This is a genomic window from Burkholderia sp. L27(2015) (assembly GCF_009765705.1).
GTDB lineage: Bacteria > Pseudomonadota > Gammaproteobacteria > Burkholderiales > Burkholderiaceae > LMUX01.
The window spans coordinates 443,365-464,818 of record NZ_LMUX01000021.1; the positions used below are offsets into that span (position 1 = coordinate 443,365).

The 21,454-nt window shown below is 60.4% G+C and carries 18 protein-coding genes; 8 read left to right on the forward strand and 10 right to left on the reverse strand.

Going from position 1 to position 21,454, the window contains the following annotated elements; translation table 11 throughout:
• Positions 1–18: 18 nt before the first annotated feature.
• Positions 19–714 (reverse strand): outer membrane lipoprotein chaperone LolA, encoded by a 696-nt coding sequence (lolA, locus tag GSQ77_RS20400; protein ID WP_158904579.1) that lies wholly within the window; start codon positions 712–714, stop codon positions 19–21.
• A gap of 14 nt (positions 715–728) precedes the next feature.
• A complete protein-coding gene (locus GSQ77_RS20405; RefSeq protein ID WP_158904580.1) occupies positions 729–3,077 on the reverse strand; it encodes a DNA translocase FtsK in 2,349 nt (782 codons plus the stop codon).
• A gap of 350 nt (positions 3,078–3,427) precedes the next feature.
• Between GSQ77_RS20405 and trxB the strand changes: the two genes are divergently transcribed.
• The 3 genes from trxB (at position 3,428) to GSQ77_RS20420 (ending at position 5,974) form a co-directional block, all read left to right on the forward strand.
• Complete coding sequence (gene trxB, locus GSQ77_RS20410; protein ID WP_158904581.1) at positions 3,428–4,387, forward strand: thioredoxin-disulfide reductase; 960 nt, start codon at positions 3,428–3,430, stop codon at positions 4,385–4,387.
• A 298-nt stretch (positions 4,388–4,685) separates the two neighbouring features.
• Positions 4,686–5,339, forward strand: coding sequence for a Smr/MutS family protein (locus GSQ77_RS20415; protein WP_367889683.1), 654 nt, complete (start codon positions 4,686–4,688; stop codon positions 5,337–5,339).
• On the forward strand, positions 5,336–5,974 hold the full coding sequence (locus GSQ77_RS20420) for a trimeric intracellular cation channel family protein (protein ID WP_254067718.1): 639 nt from the start codon (positions 5,336–5,338) through the stop codon (positions 5,972–5,974). Before GSQ77_RS20415 ends, GSQ77_RS20420 begins: the two co-directional genes overlap by 4 nt.
• 126 nt (positions 5,975–6,100) lie before the next feature.
• Here GSQ77_RS20420 and GSQ77_RS20425 read toward each other — a convergent pair whose 3' ends face one another.
• Both GSQ77_RS20425 and GSQ77_RS20430 read right to left on the reverse strand, forming a co-directional pair.
• The gene (locus tag GSQ77_RS20425; RefSeq protein ID WP_158904583.1) at positions 6,101–6,439 is read right to left on the reverse strand and encodes a P-II family nitrogen regulator; all 339 of its coding nucleotides are present in this window, start codon (positions 6,437–6,439) and stop codon (positions 6,101–6,103) included.
• An 87-nt stretch (positions 6,440–6,526) separates the two neighbouring features.
• Positions 6,527–8,257 carry an NAD+ synthase gene (locus GSQ77_RS20430; RefSeq protein WP_158904584.1) on the reverse strand — a complete coding sequence of 577 codons (1,731 nt, stop codon included), beginning with the start codon at positions 8,255–8,257 and terminating at the stop codon, positions 6,527–6,529.
• Between the two features lie 110 nt (positions 8,258–8,367).
• Between GSQ77_RS20430 and GSQ77_RS20435 the strand changes: the two genes are divergently transcribed.
• Positions 8,368–9,531 carry a GNAT family N-acetyltransferase gene (locus GSQ77_RS20435; RefSeq protein WP_158904585.1) on the forward strand — a complete coding sequence of 388 codons (1,164 nt, stop codon included), beginning with the start codon at positions 8,368–8,370 and terminating at the stop codon, positions 9,529–9,531.
• An 8-nt stretch (positions 9,532–9,539) separates the two neighbouring features.
• Positions 9,540–9,836 (forward strand): GIY-YIG nuclease family protein, encoded by a 297-nt coding sequence (locus GSQ77_RS20440; protein ID WP_158904586.1) that lies wholly within the window; start codon positions 9,540–9,542, stop codon positions 9,834–9,836.
• Position 9,837: 1 nt separating this feature from the next.
• On the opposite strand, the gene GSQ77_RS20445 is transcribed toward GSQ77_RS20440, so the two are convergent.
• Complete coding sequence (locus GSQ77_RS20445; RefSeq protein ID WP_158904587.1) at positions 9,838–10,860, reverse strand: sulfotransferase family protein; 1,023 nt, start codon at positions 10,858–10,860, stop codon at positions 9,838–9,840.
• A gap of 491 nt (positions 10,861–11,351) precedes the next feature.
• Here GSQ77_RS20445 and GSQ77_RS20450 point away from each other — a divergent pair, with 491 nt between their 5' ends.
• Positions 11,352–12,599 carry a methyltransferase domain-containing protein gene (locus GSQ77_RS20450; RefSeq protein ID WP_158904588.1) on the forward strand — a complete coding sequence of 416 codons (1,248 nt, stop codon included), beginning with the start codon at positions 11,352–11,354 and terminating at the stop codon, positions 12,597–12,599.
• Positions 12,599–13,516, forward strand: a complete 918-nt coding sequence (locus tag GSQ77_RS20455; RefSeq protein WP_158904589.1) for a glycosyltransferase — start codon at positions 12,599–12,601, stop codon at positions 13,514–13,516. Before GSQ77_RS20450 ends, GSQ77_RS20455 begins: the two co-directional genes overlap by 1 nt.
• A 129-nt stretch (positions 13,517–13,645) precedes the next feature.
• Here GSQ77_RS20455 and GSQ77_RS20460 read toward each other — a convergent pair whose 3' ends face one another.
• The 3 genes from GSQ77_RS20460 to cysD all read right to left on the reverse strand — a co-directional run bounded on the left by GSQ77_RS20460 (position 13,646) and on the right by cysD (position 18,031).
• Positions 13,646–14,500 (reverse strand): hypothetical protein, encoded by an 855-nt coding sequence (locus GSQ77_RS20460; protein ID WP_158904590.1) that lies wholly within the window; start codon positions 14,498–14,500, stop codon positions 13,646–13,648.
• A 118-nt stretch (positions 14,501–14,618) separates the two neighbouring features.
• A complete protein-coding gene (gene cysN / locus GSQ77_RS20465; RefSeq protein WP_158904591.1) occupies positions 14,619–16,571 on the reverse strand; it encodes a sulfate adenylyltransferase subunit CysN in 1,953 nt (650 codons plus the stop codon).
• On the reverse strand, positions 16,571–18,031 hold the full coding sequence (gene cysD, locus GSQ77_RS29295) for a sulfate adenylyltransferase subunit CysD (RefSeq protein ID WP_158904592.1): 1,461 nt from the start codon (positions 18,029–18,031) through the stop codon (positions 16,571–16,573). The genes cysN and cysD overlap by 1 nt, the downstream gene beginning before the upstream one ends.
• Before the next feature lie 216 nt (positions 18,032–18,247).
• Here cysD and GSQ77_RS20475 point away from each other — a divergent pair, with 216 nt between their 5' ends.
• Entirely contained in the window at positions 18,248–19,486 is a 1,239-nt protein-coding gene (locus GSQ77_RS20475) for a class I SAM-dependent methyltransferase (RefSeq protein WP_158904593.1), read from the forward strand.
• A 45-nt stretch (positions 19,487–19,531) separates the two neighbouring features.
• On the opposite strand, the gene ppa is transcribed toward GSQ77_RS20475, so the two are convergent.
• Positions 19,532–20,059 carry an inorganic diphosphatase gene (ppa, locus tag GSQ77_RS20480; protein WP_158904594.1) on the reverse strand — a complete coding sequence of 176 codons (528 nt, stop codon included), beginning with the start codon at positions 20,057–20,059 and terminating at the stop codon, positions 19,532–19,534.
• 214 nt (positions 20,060–20,273) lie between these two features.
• Complete coding sequence (locus GSQ77_RS20485) at positions 20,274–21,452, reverse strand: heme biosynthesis HemY N-terminal domain-containing protein (RefSeq protein WP_158904595.1); 1,179 nt, start codon at positions 21,450–21,452, stop codon at positions 20,274–20,276.
• Positions 21,453–21,454: the final 2 nt, after the last annotated feature.

Sequence of the window (21,454 nt, forward strand, 5' to 3'; positions counted from 1 at the left end):
CCTTTGATCAGCCCTTGATCAGCCCTTGATCACGTCGGCGCCTTTAGGCACGGTGAACTGAAACGTGTTGGCCGGCAACGACGGGTTTTTCACGATTTTGCTGAAGGTGAGCAATGTGACGTTGCCGAACACATCATGCAACTCCATCGCCTTCAACTCGCCATTTTCCGCGCCCGTACCGAAACCAATGCCGACCCGCTGAAACTGCGTGTCTTTGTCTTTGGGCGTGAGCTCTACCCAGTCGATGCCCTCTTTGACGCCAGCGTCGTGCGTCGTGTAATGCGCAGCAAGATCGTTGCTGCCGAACAGGATGGCTGCCGGGCTCGCGCCCAATGCGTTGCCCAATTTGCGTTCGGTAACCTGGTTCAGGTCTTTGTCGTAGACGAACAGCGTTTCGCCATCGGCCTCCAGCAACTGTTCATAGGGCGTGTGGTAATCCCAGATGAATTTGCCGGGCCGCGCAAACGAGAACGTGCCGGTGGAGGGACCGCTCAATTGCGACATCGCAGCGCTGGCCGACCCGGCGCTGGGCGCCTTGATCTGACGTTGCGAGAACTCACCCGAAGCCGAATGCACTTGGGCGACAAAATTCTTCAGCGCTTCGGTGCCGCTCGCCATTGCATGGCTGGCGACCACCAGCAAGCCGCCGGCCAACGCCATGCGCGTGGCGACAACAGCTTGACGGGCCAGACCGCCGTTGGAAAATAACTTCATTCAGACTCCAGTGGCTATTCTTCGCGATTCGGCACCAGGATTTCCCGGTTGCCGTTGGACGCCATCGTCGAAACCATCCCCGATTGTTCCATTTGTTCGAGCAAGCGCGCAGCGCGGTTATAGCCGATGCGCAAATGACGCTGCACCAGAGAAATCGAGGCGCGCTTGTGCTTGATCACCACTTCGACAGCTTGATCGTACAGAGGATCGGACTCCCCGGCACCCGCGCCAGTTCCCGGCGAACCGTCCATGGTGTTTTCGCCGTCACCGGCCAGACCGCCTTCCAGCAAGCCTTCGACATAGTTGGGCTCGCCTTGCTCCTTGAGCTTGTTCACCACGCGGTGCACTTCCTCGTCAGACACGAACGCACCATGCACGCGCACCGGCAAGCCGCTACCCGACGGCAGGTACAGCATGTCGCCCATGCCCAGCAGCGTATCGGCGCCCTGCTGGTCCAGGATCGTGCGCGAGTCGATCTTCGATGAAACCTGGAAGGCAATGCGCGTGGGCACGTTGGCCTTGATCAGGCCGGTAATCACATCGACCGACGGGCGCTGCGTGGCCAAGATCAGGTGGATGCCGGCAGCGCGAGCTTTTTGCGCGATCCGCGCGATCAGCTCTTCGACCTTCTTGCCGACCACCATCATCAGGTCGGCCAGCTCGTCGATCACCACCACGATGTGTGGCAGGCGTTCCAGCGGTTCCGGCGCATCGGGCGTGAGGCTGAACGGGTTCGGAATCTTCTCTTCGTGCTTGGCAGCTTCGTCGATCTTGGTGTTGTAGCCGGCCAGGTTACGCACGCCGAGTTTGCTCATCAGCTTGTAGCGCCGCTCCATTTCCGCCACGGCCCAGGTCAAGGCATTGCCGGCCTGCCGCATATCCGTCACGACCGGGCACAGCAGATGGGGAATGCCTTCGTAGACGCTCATTTCGAGCATCTTGGGGTCGATCAGGATCATCCGGACCTGGTCGGCCGTCGCCTTGTACAACAGCGACAAGATCATTGCGTTGATCCCGACCGACTTGCCCGAACCGGTGGTACCGGCCACCAGCAAGTGCGGCATCTTGCCGAGGTCGGCGCAGATCGGCTTGCCGCCGATATCCTTGCCCAGCCCCATGGTCAGCATCGACGCTGCGTTCGCATACACTTCGGAGCCGAGAATTTCCGATAGCCGCACCGTCTGGCGCCGCGGGTTCGGCAATTCGAGCGCCATGAAATTCTTGCCCGGTATGGTTTCGACCACCCGCAGCGAGACCAGCGACAGCGCGCGCGCCAGGTCCTTGGCCAGATTGACGATCTGGCTGCCCTTTACGCCGGTGGCCGGTTCGATTTCGTAACGCGTGACGACCGGGCCCGGGTAGGCGGCCACCACGCTCACTTCGACGCCGAAATCCTTGAGCTTCTTCTCGATCAGCCGCGAGGTGTATTCCAGCGTGTCGGCGGCGATGGTTTCCTGGACAGCAGCCGGCGCGTCCAGCAACGCAAGCGGTGGCAAAGTGCTGTCCGGCAGGTCGCCAAACAACGGCACCTGCTTCTCTTTCTCGGCGCGTTCGGATTTCGCTACGATCACTACCGGCGGTACGATCATCACCGGCTCGTGATCTTCGAAACGCACGCGCACTTGCTCGACCTTGCCCTCGCGACGCTCCGCCGCGACCTCGCCCAGCTTGCGATCGCGCACCGCTTCCTGGCGCAACTGGAAGCCCGTCACCAGCCCAACCAGCAGGCCGCCGAGTTTTTCAGCGGCGCTCAGCCAGGAAAACCGGAAAAACAAGGACAATCCGACCGCGAACAGGAACAGCAGCACCAGCGTGCCGCCCGTAAAGCCGAACGCACGCGCCACGGCATTGCCGAACGCATCGCCGAGCACGCCGCCGGTCGAGCGCGGCAGATGAAAATGATTTCTGAGCGACCACAGGCGCAGTGATTCGAGCGCGCAACTCGACAGCATCAGCAGCACAAAGGCCACCACTTCGGCGATCCAGCTCATGTCGGGCTTGGCGTCCGGCTCGTCGCTATCGCCTTTGCGCGGCGGCTGCGCCGCCTGGCGCTCTCTTTCGGTCAACAGCCGATACAGGGCGCCTGCGCGACGCAACAACAAGACCACCCAGCCGTAGGCCGACACCCCGAACAGCAGCAGCAACATGTCGGCCAGCCAGGCGCCGACGCGGCCGCCCCAATTGGCAATGTGATCGACTTGTACGGCGTGGATCCAACTGGGATCGCGCGAGCTATAGCTCAGCAGCGCTATAAAGACAAAAACCGCCACCAGGATCTGCGCCAGCCACCGAATTTCGGAGACCAGCCGTGACATGCGGTGCGGCAGGGTTGGAGCGCTAGAAGAGTAATTGAGTTTCGCCATTGATTGCCGTGTGCTTCGCGGGCGTGCGCCCGCTTGAATCGGTGAGCCTAATTGTAATCTGTCGGACCGGCGAGCCGGATAATTTCCCGCGTAAATACGTCGCGGGCCGTGTGCGGTACGTTCATGAGCCCGCGCTTAGCCCCGCGCCAGCCCCATGACGCAGCCCCATGCGCAGCCAACGCGGGCCGCGGTGCCCCAGGCTATGGGCTCGATTGTTAGGATCGAATTCTTAAATCGGCGAGCCGCTTTATAATAGTGGCGTTTCTTGCCCCGAAGGGCAATTCATATACTGAAATGCCGGTGCCGCCCCGATTTTCGTGGCGCCGCCGCATTCTTGATGGGACGTATCCATGTCAGCAGTCAAGCACGCTAAAGTCCTGATCCTCGGGTCAGGCCCCGCCGGTTACACCGCCGCGGTGTACGCCGCACGCGCCAACCTTTCGCCGGTGCTGATCACCGGCATGGCACAGGGCGGTCAATTGATGACCACCACGGACGTCGAAAACTGGCCCGCGGACCCGCTCGGCGTACAGGGGCCGGAATTGATGCAACGTTTTCTCGAACATGCGGAGCGTTTCAACACGGAAATGATCTTCGATCATATCCACACCGCCAAGCTCGACGAGAAGCCGCTGCGCCTGATCGGCGACAACGCCGAATATACCTGCGACGCGCTGATCATCTCGACCGGTGCTTCGGCCCAATACCTGGGGCTGCCCTCCGAGGAATTGTTCATGGGCAAGGGGGTATCGGCTTGCGCAACTTGCGACGGCTTTTTCTACAAGCAGCAGGAAGTGGCGGTGATCGGCGGCGGCAATACCGCGGTCGAAGAGGCACTGTACCTGTCGAATATCGCGAAAAAGGTCACCATCGTGCATCGCCGCGACAAATTCCGCGCCGAGCCTATCCTGGTCGACCGGCTGCTCGCCAAGGTGAAGGAAGGCTTGATCGACATCAAGTGGAATCATGTGCTCGATGAGGTGACAGGCGACGACAGCGGTGTAACCGGCATCCGTATCAAGAACCGCGACACGGGCGCGGCCACCGATCTTGCGCTGCAGGGCGTGTTCGTGGCGATTGGCCACAAGCCCAATACCGATATCTTCGCGGGCCAGCTCGAGATGAAAAACGGCTACATCGTGACGCGCACCGGCCTGAACGGCAATGCGACCGCCACCAGCGTGCCGGGCGTGTTCGCAGCCGGCGACGTGCAGGATCACGTGTATCGCCAGGCCATTACCAGCGCAGGCACGGGGTGCATGGCCGCACTCGACGCCCAGCGCTATATCGAGGAAGGCGGTTCGCACTAAAGCCGCACCGGTCGGCTTGCGCAGATCCGCGCCGACCGGTTTTTGATTGAGACCAGCCCCCGGTGGCCGGCCGCCTGCGGCATACTCGCGTATCGAATTCTGCTACTGCCGTATTTCCGCCATGGCCTCTAACCCTTCTTCCCCGCGTCCCAAGCGCTCCGGCCATCCGGCCGAGAAACTGCTGCCGCGCGCAAGCGTGGCGCGTCGTGACGCGACAACGCCGAGCGCCGCCGGGGCTAACGCCGCGCAGCAATCGCGATCGCAATCGACTACGCATCCGCAGCGGGCCAACGCCCGCTTGCGCAGCCTCGATGCGCTCGGCGCCTTACGTGCAACCTTGGCCACCGAAACCGAGCGCCGCGCCGAGGCCCGTGCCTTGGAAGCCGAGCGGATCCGCGAAGCCGAACTCGCCGCCAACGTGTTTCGCAACGAAATCGGCGCAGTCCAGCCACTGAGCGCGCCGCCGCGCATCGTGCGTGCCCGCGCCACGCCATTGCCGCTGCCGCTGCAAACCCAACGCGACGAAGCCGCGGTCCTTACGGAAGCCATTTCCGACGAGTTCGATCCGGAATGCATGCTCGAAATCGACGAGTCGGTGTCGTTTTGCCGGCCCGGCGTGAGCGGCGACGTGGTGCGCAAATTACGCCGCGGCGCCTGGATCGTACAAGCTCAGATCGATTTGCACGGCATGCGCCGCGAAGAAGCCCGCGTGGCCCTGGCCGACATGCTGCGCGACAGCGTCAAGCGCGGCCTGCGCTGCATCCGCGTGATCCATGGCAAGGGCTTGGGATCGCTGAACAAGCAGCCGGTGCTAAAAGGCAAGGTCCGCGCGTGGCTGGTGCAAAAAGAGGAAGTGATCGCCTTTTGCCAGGCGCGGCCGCATGATGGCGGCGCCGGCGCGGTCGTCGTTCTGCTGCAGCCGGGCAGCCAGCTTCGCCACGGGCAACCATGACCGTCGAGCCCGCGCATCTGCTGCGGCTTTCCGGCCTGCTGACAGGGATGGAAGGCATCGCGATTTTCGCCTATGCGATTTCCGGCCTGATCGAAGCGCGCCGGCGCCAACTCGACGTGGTCGGCGCGTTCGTCATTGCGTTCCTGGCCGCGTTCGGCGGCGGCACGCTGAGGGATTTGCTGCTGGAGCGACGCCCGTTCTATTGGGTCGAGCATCAGAACTACGTACTGGCCGTGTTCCTGCTGTCGCTTTTCTCACCGTTCATCCTGAAACCGATCTCGAGCGTGATCACCCGGCGCGTGTTGCTGGTCGCCGACGCCGTCGGGCTCGGTTTATTCAGCATCAGCGGCACAGCGCTCGCGATCGCCATGGATCTGCCGATGTTTACGTCAGTGATGATGGGGGTTATTACGGGGGTATTCGGCGGGGTGCTGCGCGACGTGCTGTGCAACGAGGTGCCGATAATCTTGCGCGACTCGCGGCCTTATGCAAGCTGCGCCTTCGTCGGTTGCTGGGCCTATATCGCACTGGTGAGCAATGGCACGACGGCCGATGCGAGCGCCGCGCTTGCGACCGGCCTGATCCTGGCAACGCGGCTAGTGACCTATCGATTCAGGATCACGTTGCCGCGCTGAGGGCCGTGGCCTGTTGCCTACTCAAGGCCGCGACCTGATGCGTACTGCAGGCCGCGCCTGGTGCGTGCTGCAGGCAGCGACCTGGCTGACATGGCCGCGACCTAACTTAGATCGCGGCAACCGGACTCAAACCGCCGCTTCGTCCTGCTCGCCCGTACGGATGCGCACCACCCGCTCCACTTCCGTGACGAAAATCTTGCCGTCGCCGATCTTGCCGGTGCGCGCAGCACCGACAATCGCGTCGATAACCTGCTCCACCTGATTCGCCGCGACCACCACTTCCACCTTCACTTTCGGCAGGAAATCGACCACATATTCGGCGCCGCGATACAGCTCCGTATGACCTTTCTGGCGACCGAAGCCTTTCACTTCGGTCACGGTCAGGCCGGTCAGGCCAACTTCGGCAAGCGCTTCGCGCACTTCGTCCAGTTTGAACGGTTTAATGACAGCAGTAACTCGTTTCATGATGACCTCTTGGAATGATCCGGGCGCTCACACAGTGCCCGGGCAACGCGTGGAAACCTGTCGACCGTGATCGGATTGCAGCGCAGATCACGGCATTTCGTTGAACTTCGAGGTGATCGGATAACGCCAGTCGCGCCCAAACGCGCGGTGCGTGACGCGAATGCCGATCGGCGCCTGGCGCCGTTTGTATTCGTTGATCTTGATCAGCCGCGTGACGCGTCGGACATCTTCAGCAGCATAGCCAGCCGCGATGATTTCTCCGATCGATTGATCCTCTTCCATAAAACGCTGCATGATCGCGTCCAGCACTTCATACGGCGGCAAACTGTCCTGGTCTGTCTGGTTCTCGCGCAGCTCGGCCGACGGCGCGCGAGTCAGGATGCGCTCGGGGATGATGTCGCGCGTTGCAAACGACTCGGCCTGGTTGCGGTAATGGCACAGCCGGTACACCAGCGTCTTGGCAATATCCTTGAGCACTGCGAATCCACCCGCCATATCGCCATACAGCGTGCAATACCCGACCGCCATCTCGCTCTTGTTGCCAGTGGTCAGCACGATCGCGCCGCGCTTGTTCGACAACGCCATCAGCAACGTGCCGCGGATGCGCGCCTGAATATTTTCTTCGGTTGCGTCTTCGGGCAGGCCGGCAAACTCCTGCGCCAACGCGCCGCGAAATGCATCGAACATGGGTGCGATGGCAATTTCATCGTAGCGCACGCCAACGCGTTGCGCCATATCGCGCGCGTCGATTTCTGAAATATCTGCGGTGTAGCGCGACGGCATCATCACGGCACGCACCTTTTCGGGGCCTAACGCATCGCAAGCCACTGCCAGCACGAGCGCCGAGTCGACGCCACCGGAGAGTCCAATCAGCACACCAGGGAAACCGTTCTTGCCGATGTAGTCGCGCACCCCCACGACCAGCGCCGCATACGCTTGCGCTTCGAGCGACTGGGCGGCGACCATTTCGGCGGGCTGCGGCACGTCGCCGACGAAATCGATCAACCCGACCTTTTCTTCGAAGTGCGCCATCTGCATCATTACGGTGCCGACGCTATCGAGCACGAACGAGCCGCCGTCGAAAATCAGTTCGTCCTGCGCGCCGACCATATTCACGTAGATCATGGGCAAGCCGCACTCGCGGATCCGATCGCGCAGGATCTCGACGCGCACGTCGCCTTTGCCCAGGTGATACGGCGAGCCGTTCGGAATCAGCAGCACTTGCGCGCCGGCCTGCTTTGCGCGCTCCGCGGCACGCGCGTGCCAAACATCTTCGCAGATCACCACGCCGTAATTGACGCCATCGACCTGAAAAACCAAGGGCTTCGTGCCGGACTCGAAATACCGCTTTTCGTCGAACACCTCGGTGTTGGGCAACTCTTCCTTGAAATAGTTGCCGACGACCTTGCCGTCGAGCAGCAGCGCGGCAGCGTTGAAGGTGCCGGCGGGGGGCATGCCGCGCTCAATCGGCCGGTTTGCATTAGTATTGGGATCGGCGTCGGGGCTGGAATCCATCGCGACCCCGACCCCGACCCCGGCCGGAGCGGCGCGGTGCGGATGCCCGACCACCACATGCAAGCCCTGCAGCGGCGCCAACGCGTCGGCAAGTTGCACAAGCGCTGCCGCGCTCTGGGCGTAAAATGCCGGGCGTAACAGCAGGTCTTCGGGCGGATACCCGGAGAGCGCCAGTTCGGGGGCGACAAAAATACGTGCACCGTGGGCGTGCGCCTCACGGGCAGCAGCGACGATGGTCGCGATGTTGCCGGTGAAGTCACCGACGGTCAGATTGATTTGAGCGAGTGCGATTCGGGTAGTCATAAACACGGCTGGTAGCTGGACGCCCGCTGTCGGGCGACCCGGTCAAGCAACGGATACTCCACAGATCATGCCCTGCCAGCAGGGGATGAATCTGTTACGTTAGGCCACGGATGTTGAACAATTATCGCACGCGTATTGCCGATGCACCGGCTGAGATTGATGCTCAGGCATGGAATGAGCTACTCGCGAGCCAAGCCCGCCCCACTCCCTTCCTGCGCCATGAGTTCCTGCACGCCCTCGACAGCACGGGCTGCGCCATCGGCGAAACCGGCTGGGCGCCGCAATTCGTCACGCTATGGCGCGATACGCCCGCAGGCGAAAAGCTGGCGGCCGCAGCCCCGCTCTACGTGAAAAACCACTCCTACGGCGAGTATGTCTTCGATTGGGCCTGGGCCGACGCCTATCAGCGCAATGGCCTGGAGTATTACCCCAAGATGCTGTGCGGCGTGCCGTTCACACCGGTCACGGGCACGCGGCTGTTGGCCGAGGACGAAACGGCGCGCGCGGCGCTGGCCGCCACGTTGGTGGCGTTTGCCGAGCAAACGGAAGTGTCCTCGCTGCATGTGCTGTATCCGACCTTGGCCGAAACCGGTGCGTTGACCGCCGCCGGCATGAAGCTGCGCAGCGGCGTGCAGTTTCATTGGCTCAATGCCGGCTACGCCAGTTTCGACGCGTTTCTCGACACGCTGGAACAAAAGAAGCGCAAGAACATCCGCGCCGAGCGACGCAAGGTACGCGAGGCCGGCGTGACGTTTCGGCGGATCCGCGGCGAACTGGCGAGCGAAGCCGACTGGCGGTTTTTCAACCGCTGCTATCGGCAGACCTATCGCGAGCATCACTCCAGCCCCTACCTGAACCTCGATTTTTTCCGCACGATAGGCGCGACGATGCCGGAGAACCTGCTGTTGGTGATTGCCCAACGCGGGGATGTACCGGTCGCCAGTTCATTGCTGGTGTACCAACGCGAGCCCGACGGCGGCACGTTGTACGGGCGCTATTGGGGCGCTGTCGAACACATCCCCTGCCTGCATTTCGAAACCGCCTATTATCAGCCGCTCGAATTTTGCATCGACGAAGGGATTGCCGCGTTCGAAGGCGGCGCGCAGGGTGAGCACAAGATGGCGCGCGGCTTTTTGCCGACCGTGACGCACTCGGCGCACTGGCTCGCGCATCCGGCATTTGCCGATGCCGTGGCGAATTTTCTCGAGCGCGAGACGGGTGGCATCGAAGCGTATGTGGACGAGTTGCGCGAGCGCAATCCGTTCAAGGTATAGGGGCTGCGATGAGCTGGTTTCTCTATCTGATCGAATGCAGCGATGCCAGCATCTACACGGGGATTGCGGTGGATGTCCAGGCGCGCTACCAGCAGCATCTGGATGGTAAAGGCGCGCGCTATACGCGTTCGCATCCGCCGCAACGCCTGCTGGCCTCATTCGCGGTGCCTAATCGTTCGATCGCCTCGCGCCTGGAATACCACGTGAAGCGTCTTAGCCCTGCGCAGAAGCGCGCACTGGCCGACGGCACCCTACCGTTGCCATTGGCGCAGCCGGCGTTGCTGGATGCGGACGCCGGCGAATAAATCAGGCGCCCTGCACGACTTTCGCCTGCACCAGTGAGCGTTCGAGTGCGGCAATCCGATTGTCCCGCTCCGTCACTGCAGCCCTGAGCTGCGCAAGCTGCTGATCGCGTTGCGCAATCGCCGCGTTCAGACCGACGATGTGCTGATGCACTCGCATCTCAAGGCTGAGCAGCGGCGCCAGGTCCGCCATATACTGCCGCCCGGACTCAACCGCTGCCTCGAGTTCCTCTTCATTGCCACCGGTGCCAGCCGCGACCTGCAGCGCTACGAACAATTTCTTCACGGAGTGCGGCGCCGAGCGAATCACGTCCAGGTCTCGCGCATGGAAGCGCGTATGACGCAAGCCCTCCTCCAGAAACTCGCGGCCGAACTCCTCGGCCTGCTGCGCTCCCAGCGGCAGGTCCAACTGCTTCGCCATGCGCTCCAGCTCCCCGCGAGGATTGTCCAGCAACAGGTCATAGTCCACGATGACGCGTGTATGGCCACGCGTATCGACCAATGCCGGCACCACGTGGGCCAGCCACAGCAAATAGGATTTCTCATCGGCAAAGCCGTCACGCTTGCTCAGCGATCTGGCCACGCTGATCGGATGGCGCACCGTGACCACGTAGCTCACGGGCACCCCGATGCAGTCGAACACCGGCTGCCAGAACGGCATCAACCGGGACAGCCGCGGATCCTTCAACGCGAACGTCCTGCCCTGACACTTCGCGCGCACGGTCACGATCGCCCGCGTCTGAAACGCATCGAGCCGCACGGGGTCAATCTTGCTCAGGTCGATCTCGCCGATGGCATGCCACTCGACCCCGGCTGCATTCATCAACTCGACGTTGAGTCCGAGGATATCCAGATCCTCGAAAAATCCCTTCTCGTTCACACCCGCAACAGGCCGCAGCAACCGGTCGCCGAACTCCGCGCCCAACGCCGCCAGCGCCCGCGTGGTCGAGCTGGTGCCACTCCTGTGCATGCCCAGTACGACTATCAGTTTCCCCGCCGACTCGGGCGCCGTCACGTTCTCTTTCATCTTGTTTCCTGAATTAAATAGGTGCCGCCCGGCTTGTCCCAAGGCAGCCAACGCAACCTTGGATGGATGACCCGCGTCCCTGTCTCGAGCCGGCTTCTGAAGCCGGCTGCAGAACGGATAAACACTTTGACCACCGCATTACTATGAACGGCGAAACGCCCTCCGTTTCGTGGAATTAGCCACGTTTCCGCTGCCTGATCAACTGATCGGCCGACAGCGGCCAATGCTAGCCTACCGCTCAGTTTATCTCGCGAACAATGCGCTTTGTGGGGCACGCCGCCCCCAGGATAAAAGGCCCCACGGACAAGCTCATCACCGTTACGCAACCATTCCTGCACCCGGCGTAAGAATTTGTCCCGTAACTGGGCCTGCCAGCTACGGCGATACTCGTTTATTTTTCCATACATAAGTTAGTTCGGAGTCAGTAAATGCATGCATCCTCGCTTGAAAACATGCAACAGTGCTACCAGCGCTATGTCCGACCCAGCCCATTGCAAACGCGCGATCATGTCGTAGTGCTCGACGTAGGCGGCGCAGATGTCAACGGGGGCTATCGCGAAGTGTTCGACGATCCCCGCTACCAATACCTGACCGTTGATCTCACGGCCGGCGTTGGCGTCGATATCGTGCTCGAAGATCCCTATCGACTGCCGGTTGCAGACGGCTCCGTGGACATCGTTCTCTCCGGGCAGATGCTTGAACACTGCGAATTCTTCTGGTTGACCTTCGCGGAGATGCTGCGGGTGCTGAAGCCTGACGGCTTCCTGTTCTTGATCGCGCCTTCCGCTGGCCCCATCCATCGCTATCCTGTCGATTGCTACCGCTTCTATCCCGACGCCTATCGTGCACTGGCAAAATACGCTAATTGCCGCTTGCTTGAAGTGTGGCGGGATGAGCGCGGGCCATGGTGCGACCTCGTCGGCGTATTTGCCAAGCAAACGCTGCCGTTAGCCAAGACCCCGAACCCAGCGCTGAGCGCGCCAGCCCCCCACGTTCCGATTGATCCGCCACTTGGCACCGCGGAAGAAGAAGCCACGCGGGGCAGCGTTCACTATCTGGAAGTATTGGCCAGCCTTCATGAAGTACTGGCACCGTCGCTATATCTGGAAGTCGGCATTCGCCACGGCCGCAGCCTGGAGCTCGCCCGGTGCCCCGCCATCGGTGTGGATCCCGCACCGAACATCACGCAGCCGCTGAAGTCCACGACACAAATATTCGCGATGACCAGCGACGAGTATTTCGCAGACATGGGCAGTCATCCCTTGCCGCAGGCGCCGGACCTCGTCTTCATCGACGGTATGCATTTGTTTGAATATGCGTTGCGCGATTTCATGAACATCGAGCGGCTGGCCACACCGGGAACGCTGATCGTGCTCGACGACATCTATCCCTCGCATTCCGCTCAGGCTGATCGTGATCGCCGCACCCGGGTCTGGACCGGCGACATTTGGAAGTTGCACCGCGTTCTGGCCGAGGTGCGGCCGGATCTGCTCCTGGTACCACTGGACACCGCGCCGACCGGATTGTTGTTGGTGGCCGGCTTGGATCCCACTAACCGTGTGCTGTGGGACCGCTACAATCCCATCATGCGGCAATACAGCGCCGCGATCGAGCCGCCGCCGGAAGTGCTCGCGCGTAGAGGTGTCATTGCTCCCACGGATCCGGCCGTGGCCGAGGTGCTGTCGATGCTGCGCAAGCGCCGCGGTGCCATAGCCCAGAGCAAGCTCGGAGCATTGTGATGAGCTCGCCAAAGCTGTCGGTGATTGTCATCGGCTACAACATGGCGCGTGAGCTGCCGCGCACCATCCGCTCGCTGTCACCGGCCATGCAGCGCGACATCGACATCGGCGATTACGAAATCATCGTAGTCGACAACGGCTCCACCGAACCGTTCGACCCCCAGCAATGCCTGCAACTCGGCAGCAATATCAGCGTTCACCGCATCGCTGATGCCACGCCATCGCCAGTGCCGGCGATCAATCACGGCCTGGCGGTTGCGCGTGGTGACTTGATCGGCGTGCTGATCGACGGCGCACGCATGGCCTCGCCGCGATTGCTGGCCACGGCGCTGGAAGCGGCGCAACTGCATCGGCGTCCAGTGATCGGCTCCCTGGCATTCCACCTAGGGCCGGACCTGCAGTGGGTCAGTATCCCCAAAGGTTATTGCCAGGAAGTGGAAGATCGACTGCTGGCCTCGGTCAATTGGACCGAGGACGCCTATCGCCTTTTCTCGATATCGGTGTTTGCCGGTTCGTCTGCGGAAGGGTGGTTCGTCATTCCTGCGGAAACCAATGCGCTATTCCTTACCCGGGAGCACTGGGGGGCGTTGGGCTGCTATGACCCTGGCTTTGTGACACCCGGTGGCGGCCTAGCCAATCTCGACACTTGGGGGCGCGCCTGCGCCGACCCGGATGGCCGTGTCATGCTATTGCTGGGTGAAGGGACATTCCACCAGGTCCATGGCGGCATCGCCACCAACTCATCGGTATCGAAATGGCCGTTGTTCCATGACGAGTACGTACGGCTGCGTGGTAAGGCTTACCAGCGCCCAACTGGCACGCCGTTGATGGTAGGTCGCCTGCACCCCGCCGCGCTGGCGAGTGTGAAACTCTCGGCCGAGCGCTTGCTGCAAATTAATGCGAAAGAGAAGCAGTGAGCGGTGATCGTGCCGAATCACCCGATGGCGTTAGCTCATGACTCCACGATGGCGCTGCCTTTGCGCCAATCGATCGGTACCAATCGATCGGTACCGATAGGCTAGCCCGTGCTACGCCATAGCCTCGACTCACTTGTCAGTGAGATCGAGCGCGCGCGCAAGAAATGACGACTCCCGCCTCGCTGAGAAAATCTCAAATCCATCGTTGGCTATTGTTTTTCTTTCAGCCTCATCGCTCAAAAGTCTGGCGCACGTTTCCACCAATTTATCGTAAGAAGCGGCCGCCACCGATCTCTTGATATCCGGCTCGATCGATGTCAATTCGTCGCATTCAGCGACGACCGTTTTTTTATTGGCGAGCAGATACGAAACCCGCACAATTTCAAAAACCTGGTCTTCGTAAAAATGTACGTTCAATACGATCTTCGAGCGAGCTATATACTCGTCGCGCTCTTTACCATATACGTTGAAAACCGATTTTACCGCGAATCCACGCGCCATTAAATCATTCAATACCTTACTGCGTCTTTCATTCATACTGCCGTAGAACAATACATCTATATCTTCAGCGACCTCGGGGATTCTGGTAAGTTGTTCGACATAACCAATCGGCACGAATTTGATTGCGTCGACGCCTTTTTCCTGCAATTTCTTGACGTTGCCAACACTGTAATCCCAAACCTGACATTTTTTCAGCATGGCGAGATATGCCGAATCCCCTTTAAAACACGGGGCCCCCATCTGCTCGGTATTGTAAATGATACTCTTCGCCGGAATTTTATCTAGGGTATCGCGACTCAGCAAATGAGCCCCTATTATTATATTTAGCTTCGTTGGGTGCAGCTCATTTACTCCTACATCACACTCCACATTTATTTCGTGCAACCCGTAAATGATAGTTTCCGCGAGTTCGTACAACGCCAAATAATGGGTGTAACCTTCTGGCTTGATGACCACGATACGAATTTGTTCATTGGGCTGCATTTTTCTTCCACTTTAAGTATCAGCGAATAATTATCCGACTTTCGATCAACCGATGAATTCTCTCATTTCACCGGGATATTATCTAATTAATGTAGTGACTTTTTAAAGAAATATGCAGTCACGGCGTCTCCCATCGACCCATCAAACCCTCGATCCGGCTCACTGCACTACCCACATCGTCGATCGAGGCGTCGATAACAAGGTCAGCCTGTTCCGGCGCCTCATAAGGGCTATCGATCCCGGACATGTTCGGTAGTTTCCCGAGTCGTGCCTTGCGGTACAGACCTTTTACGTCCGCGGCTTCGCAGACCGCCAACGGCGTACTGACGTAAATCTCGACGAAGTTATCGCACCCTATCGTGTCACGCGCCATTTCCCGCTCGCGACGGAATGGCGAGATGAATGCCGTCATCACAATGATGCCGGCGTCCATCATCAATTTCGCCACTTCCGCGATCCGCCGAATATTTTCAACCCGGTCGGTTTCCGTGAAGCCCAAATCCCTATTCAGCCCTTGGCGAACATTGTCGCCATCGAGAATGTAGGTGCGGCGCCCCTTGGCGTGCAACTCCAGTTCAAGTGCATTAGCCAGCGTGGATTTGCCGGACCCGGACAGACCCGTGAACCAGATGACGCATCCCTTGTGTCCGTTCAGGCGCTCGCGGTCGGTACGGCCAATCGCCAGCGCTTGCCGATGCACGTTCTGGGCGCGCCGCAAGCTATGCCGTATCAGTCCGGCCGCGACGGTCGCATGCGAAACCCGGTCGATCAGGATAAAGGCGCCCAATGCTTTCGACGTTTCGAATGCATCGAACACCAGCGGTTTGGAGGTGGCCAGATTGCAAACGCAAATATCGTTAAGCTCGAGTTTTCGGTGTGCTTCATGCGCCAGCGTATCGACGTCCACACGGTGCTTGATGGTCGTGATTGCCGCCGGCGTCGTCTGAGTGCCTAGCATCAGTTCGTAGCTGCGTCCAACCAGGCCATCTTCGTCGGCCAGCCATATCACGCTCGCCTCGAACTGATCGGTGGTTTCGAGTGGCATCGATGCCAGGCTCAACACGTCGCCGCGAGAAATATCGAGGTCTTTGTCCAGTGTCAACGTCACCGCATGACCCTGGCTGGCGCTGGTGCGCTCGCCATCCATGGTCACGATCGCGCTTACCCTCGCGGTATGTCCGGAACGCGTGACGCGGATCTCATCGCCCCGACGCACCGCGCCCTGCATGATCGTCCCCGCGAAACCGCGGAAATCGGAGTTGGGCCGGTTGACCCATTGCACCGGAAACACCAGCCGGTCCGAGACCGCCGGCATCACCTTGACGGTTTCCAGATAGCCGATCAGGGTCGGTCCGGTATACCAGGGCGTGGCCGCGCTGCGTTCGGTAATGTTCATGCCTTTCAACGCCGAGAGCGGAATGGCCGTGATCGACTCGAAGCCCAGCGGCTGCGCGAAATGCTCGAAATCTTCGCTGATGCGGGTGAACCGATCCTGATCATAATCGACCAAGTCCATTTTGTTCACCGCCAGTACGACGTGCTTGATGCCCATCAGTGCCACGAGATTGGCATGGCGACGGGTCTGCGTTTTTACCCCCGCGCGCGCGTCGAGCAGGATCAAGGCGACATCCGCGGTTGAAGCCCCGGTAATCATATTGCGCGTGTACTGCTCATGACCCGGCGTGTCGATCACGATGAACCGGCGGCGGTCCGTGGCGAAAAAGCGGTACGCGACATCGATCGTGATGCCTTGCTCGCGCTCGGCCGTCAGCCCGTCGACCAGCAGCGCGAAATCGATTTCTCGGCCCTGGGTACCGTGCTTCTCCGAATCCGCTTTCAATGCCGCCAGTTGGTCGTCGAAGATTTGCTTCGCCTCCCAGAGCAGCCGGCCTATCAGCGTACTCTTCCCGTCATCGACGCTGCCGCACGTAATGAAGCGTAGGAGATCCGTGTTTTGCTGTCGCTCCAGATAGACCTGAACGGCTGTCACGGCGTCTATCGGCGACACGGGTGACGTCGCGGTCTGCCGCGTTGCCGGCGAGTGCTGCGGTGCTTTCGTGCGAGGAGGCATCAGAAATATCCCTCTTGTTTTTTTCGTTCCATCGAGCCACTGCTATCCAGATCTATGGCCCGCCCCTGGCGTTCCGAGGTGCGTGCATCGAGCAACTCAAGAATGATTTCCGGCAGGCTGGCCGCCTGGGATCCGACCGCACCGGTCAATGGATAACATCCTAGTGTCCTGAACCTCACGGTACGGCACTCGATGGTCTCGTGTTCGAGCAGGCGCATGCGCGCATCGTCGACCATGATCATCATGCCGTCACGCACCACCACGGGCCTGGGCTTGGCGAAATACAGCGGTACGATAGGAATCGATTCACGGTAAATGTATTGCCAGATATCGAGTTCGGTCCAATTGGAAAGAGGAAATACGCGGATGCTCTCGCCTTTGTTTTTCCGCGCGTTGTACAGGTTCCAGAGTTCCGGGCGCTGGCTCTTTGGGTCCCATCGGTGGTTTTGCGAACGGAACGAAAAGATGCGCTCTTTGGCCCGCGATTTTTCCTCGTCGCGTCGCGCTCCGCCAAAAACCACGTCGAATTGGTGTTGGTCCAGCGCCTGCTTGAGGCCTACCGTCTTGGTGATATCTGTATGCACGGAAGAACCGTGGTCAAACGGATTGATATTCTTTTCGATGGCTTCCGGATTGATATGGATCAGCAACTTCATACCGCTGGAGCGGGCGATCTCGTCCCTGAACAAATACATTTCATGGAATTTCCACCGCGTGTCGACGTGCAACAAGGGAAACGGCGGGGGCGCGGGAAAGAAAGCCTTGCGCGCCAGATGCAGCATGACCGAACTGTCCTTACCGATCGAATACAGCATCGCGGGATTTTCAGCCTGAGCCACCGCTTCACGCAGGATAGCGATGCTTTCGGCTTCGAGCCGGTCGAGGTGCGTGAGCGTTTCGGAAGCCGTCGCCCGCGCAGGATGCCGCGCCGTCTTTTGACTTTCCAAATTCAGTCGAGGCGGATAACTGAGCAAGGCAATATCGACATCGGCCAGGGCGTCGATCTCCCGGCATGGGGCGACCAAAGCCGCGTGAGGAAATAGCGTCAGCGGCTTGCCCACATAGGCCTGCAGCATTTCCAACGCGGTTGCGATGTTCGCCGCGCTGTGTGCCTCATTAGCGACTCCATCCAACGCGATCCAATAGCGGCCACCGCGCGCATCGTTCGCATGCAGGAACATCTGCTCTTCATAGCGCTTGAGCTGCCCGAACAGCACCAATTTTCGCTGGGCTTTGGACCGCGTAATTTCCCACTCCATCACGGACGGCGTGGGGGCCTTGCCTTGTTCGTCCAGAAGATCGCTAGCTTTGAGTTCGACCGGGAGAAAGCCGGTCTCATGAAGCCGGCGCTCCGCGGTGCGTTTGCTGGACGCGAGACCCAGTTGCTCCAGTAGTTGATAAGCCTGCTCGGTGTTCCAGACACGCGAGGAAGAAAAACTCAAAATGGGAGGGACTGTCATCCACGCATCCTTTTTGACGCAATAATTCAAAATCAAGACAATACAGAACAATCAATGTCATTTTTCTAATTTCCCCCACAAATTTTCTTGTTTCTCAAAATTGCGACAACTCTTGTCGATTGCAGCATGGAAAATTTGATAAGTGCGTGCACGGCGGGGGAGAATCAGCGCAGCGTGCGCTTAGATCGTGCGCAGAAAATACCAGGGGCTCGACCTATGACCTGCCACCATTGCGGGGCCGAACTGAAAACACGTTTGATAGACCTGGGCAGCGCGCCGCCGTCCCACACCTATCTGACGCAGCAAACCCTGCAGGCCCCCGAGAAATGGTATCCGCTCGAAGTATGGGTATGCGAAACCTGCTGGCTGGCGCAAACCCTGGACCTCGCACCGCAAAGCGAATTTTTCTCGGCCGATCACGCCCATTTCAACGCGTCCTCCAGCACCTGGCTCGCGCACGCGCGGCGTTACGTCGACGAGATGAGCGTGCAATTCGGGCTGACCGCCGAGTCCATGGTGATCGAAGCCGCGTCGGGCGACGGCTACCTGCTGCAGTACGTCAAGGAGCTCGGCATTCCGTGCCTGGGCATCGAGCACACCGAAGGCGCCGCGCAGGCTGTGCGCGGCAAAGGCATCGAAGTGATCACGGCGTCTTTCGGCATCGCGCTGGCGCAGAAACTGGCGGCGCAGGGCAAGAGCGCGGACCTGATCGCGGCCAATAATGTGCTGACCCATGTGCCCGATATCAACGACTTCGTGGCCGGTTTTACCGCCCTGCTCAAACCGGGGGGCGTGGCTACGTTCGAATTCCCGCATCTGGCAAACCTGATGCGGCACAACCAGTTCGATACCATCCACCACGCGCATTTTTCTTACCTGTCGTTGACCGCAGTGATGCGTATCCTGGCCTACAACGGGCTGGCGGTATTCGATGTGGCGGAATTGCCCACGCTCAGCGGCAGCTTGCGGGTGTTCGCTCAACGCGCGGATCGTGGCCGCCACGGCACCAGTGGCCGGGTGGGCGAGATGCTGGAGGCGGAACTGCGGACGGGCATTGCGAGCACGGGGTTTTACCGCACCTTTCAAGCCCGGGCCGAAGGCGTCAAGGACGATTTCGTGGCGTTCCTGATCGACGCCAAACGCGCGGGCAAGACCGTCGCCGCTTATGGCGCGGCAGCCAAAGGGAATACCTTGCTGAACTACGCGGGGGTACGGGGAGACTTGATCAGCTATGTCGTGGATCGTAACCCGGCCAAGCAAGGGATGTTCATGCCCGGCAGCCGGATACCGGTTCGCGGCGTAGAGTATCTTGCGCAAACCCGGCCGGACTTTATCGTGATCCTGCCTTGGAATCAGCAGGCGGAAGTGATGGATCAGCTCGCCTACGCGTCGCAGTGGGGCGCGCAGTTCGTGGTGGCGTTTCCGCAGTTATCGATTATTCCGCAGGCGCGGTAATCAGCGGCCGTAATACGCAAGAACACGACTCGGCCGCCCGCCTACCTACTTCTTATAGCTCGCCACGCCGTCGGTGATTTCCTTGTGGGCGGCTTCCACGCCCAGCCAGCCCTCGACCTTGACCCATTTGCCTTTCTCGAGCGCCTTGTACTGCTCGAAGAAATGCTTGATCTGGTCCTTCAGGTACGAAGGCACATCCTCGATCGTTTTCAGATCTGCCGTCATTGGGCAAACCTTGTCGGCCGGCACCGCAACCAGCTTGGCATCGACTCCAGCCTCGTCGGTCATTTGCAGCATGCCCAGGGCGCGTGCGCGCACGATCGAGCCGGCCAGCAGCGGGAACGGGGTAATGACCAGTACGTCGACCGGATCGCCGTCGCCCGACAGGGTTTGCGGAATGAAACCGTAGTTGACCGGGTAACGCATGCCGGTGCTGATGAAGCGGTCCACCACCAGCAGGCCCAGTTCTTTATCCAACTCGTACTTGACCGGATCGCTTTGTGCGGGAATTTCAATGATGACGTTGAAGTCGTGCGGCAGATCCCGGCCGGCGGGTACGTGATTAAAGCTCATCGGGCGTCTCGTGTAAGTCTGGATTAAAAAAACGGGGTGGCGTCATGGAGTAGTGCCACGCATTGACGTCGCGCATGGACGTCACGCATGGACGTCAATTCGTGACGCCATACGGTAACGCCGCGTCGTTGCGTGAACGGTGCGCGAAATACGCATGCAGGACTATGTGCGAATTACGAATTATAGCCAATTATCATGACCGATTCGGGCCGGGTCAGATCATCAATGCGCCCGCCCGGTAATGTTGGCCGGCCTGATCCTGATTCCCGAGCTGTTCGTGCAACTGTGCCAGGGTGCGATGCAGGCGCATGGTGAGCGTGCGGTCGTCGGTCAGCTTGAGCGCCTGCTCGAGGAAGGCCTGCGATTTGCCCCATAGCTGTTGCTGCAGGCACAAACGGCCCAGCGCGAACAGCAGATCCGGATCTTCGCCATGATCCACGCGCCACGCTTCGGCGCGCGCAATCAGTGGCAGCGGATCGTCGCCTGCGCAGTCGGCATAACGCCGCAACAAGCGCGTGTCCCAGCTGTGACCCAACGCCTCTTCGACGATCGCGCGAGCCTGTGCCGGGCGATCCAGCGCCACCAGCAATTCGGCGGCCAGATCGGCCAGACGCGGCGAAATGCGCTCGCTGGCCGGCAAGCTGTTCCAGCACTCCATCAAGGCATCGGCGTTGTGACGGCAATCGCGCAGCAGGTTTTCGCCCGACAACTGACGCAGGCGCATGGCCACCGCGGAATGGATTGCATCGCGCTTTTCCAGCCCCTTGACCAGCCGCAGCACCTCGGCCCAATGCCGCAGTTGCTGGTGGGCGCGCAACGCGATTTGCTGCGCGTAGATGCGCCGGCCACCCTGCGCTTGCATTTCGGTCAACGCGGCCAGCGCGCCCTCGGGATCGCGGCCATCGGCACACATATCGGCTTGCGCGCTAAGGCGGGCATCCTGCCACTCCGGTGCACGGATCGCGGCCAGCCATTCGTCGCGGCGCGTGAACTCGTGCATGCGATGCGCCGCCGTCGCGGCGATCAGGCTCGCGGCGTCATTGTTTTCCGGCAGCACGCTGGCATCGCGAGCGGCTTTTTCCGCGCGCGAAAAACGGCCCGCGAACAGATTGCCGACGGCCTCGCGCAACGCCGTCTGCCCTTTGGCCGTCCGCGAACGGGTACGGTAGGCCGACACGCGCTCGGGCATTTTCCAGATATTGCGCAGCGCGCGCAGCAGCGCGTACAGCACAATGAAGACAACCACGACCGCGATCACAAAGAAGTTCAACGAAACATCGATCCGATAGGGCTCGAACACGATCACGACCTGGCCGGTATCGTGATGCCCGACTATCGCGAGCGCGGTCGCTACCGCGAACAGGAACGCCAGCCAGAGAAGAGCGCGCATCATGG